This is a genomic window from Poseidonocella sp. HB161398, from assembly GCF_005870025.1.
Lineage (GTDB): Bacteria > Pseudomonadota > Alphaproteobacteria > Rhodobacterales > Rhodobacteraceae > Mangrovicoccus.
On the sequence record NZ_VATA01000261.1, the window covers coordinates 1 to 737 of the forward strand.

Here is a 737-nt window from a genome sequence, read left to right on the forward strand (position 1 = left end):
CCCGAACTTCGACAGTTGGAAGCTCAAAATTGGCCTGTTCGCACAGGCGGGTCTTGTAAAATCAAAGGGTTGATCGGTCGGAATGGTGCCATTTCCGGAAGTTTTGTTGTGGCACGTCGTCATCTCGAATGCCATTGATCGTATTTCCATAGCCGTGATAGCGTTGCGGCATGTACACGAAGATCACCACGTCCGGCGGCCGCCGCTATCTCCAGCTCGTCGAGGGATACCGCAACGAGGACGGAAAGGTGCGCCACCGTGTCATCGCCAATCTCGGCCGCATCGAGGACCTGACGCCCCGCAAGCTCGACCCGCTGATCAGCGGGCTGAACCGTGCCCTCGGGCGTGCCGGAAACACCGCCTCCGAGGTCATCTCCGACAGCGCCAGGACCCATGGCGATGTCTTCGCGCTGCACGAGATCTGGAAGCAGCTGGGCTTCGACAGGGCGCTGCAGCGCAGCCTGCGAGACGGGCGGCGCAAGACGGATGTGGAGGCGCTGATCCGCGCCATGGTCTTCAACCGCCTCTGCGCGCCAGATTCGAAGCTCGGCTGCCTGCGCTGGCTCGAGACCGTGGCCATGCCCGCCATGCCGGAAACCGTGACGCACCAGCACCTGCTGCGCGCCATGGATGCCCTCATGGACAATGCGGAGGCCGTCGAGGAGGCGCTGGCGAAGCAGATGCGGCCGCTCGTCGATCATGACCTGGCCGTTGTCTTCTACGACCTGACCACCGTG

The 737-nt window shown here is 63.0% G+C and carries 1 pseudogene; it reads left to right on the plus strand.

Annotated elements, in window-relative coordinates:
• Nucleotides 1-170: 170 nt before the first annotated feature.
• Nucleotides 171-737 (plus strand): annotated as a pseudogene (locus tag FGX59_RS37150) (IS1634 family transposase); the annotation flags it as partial.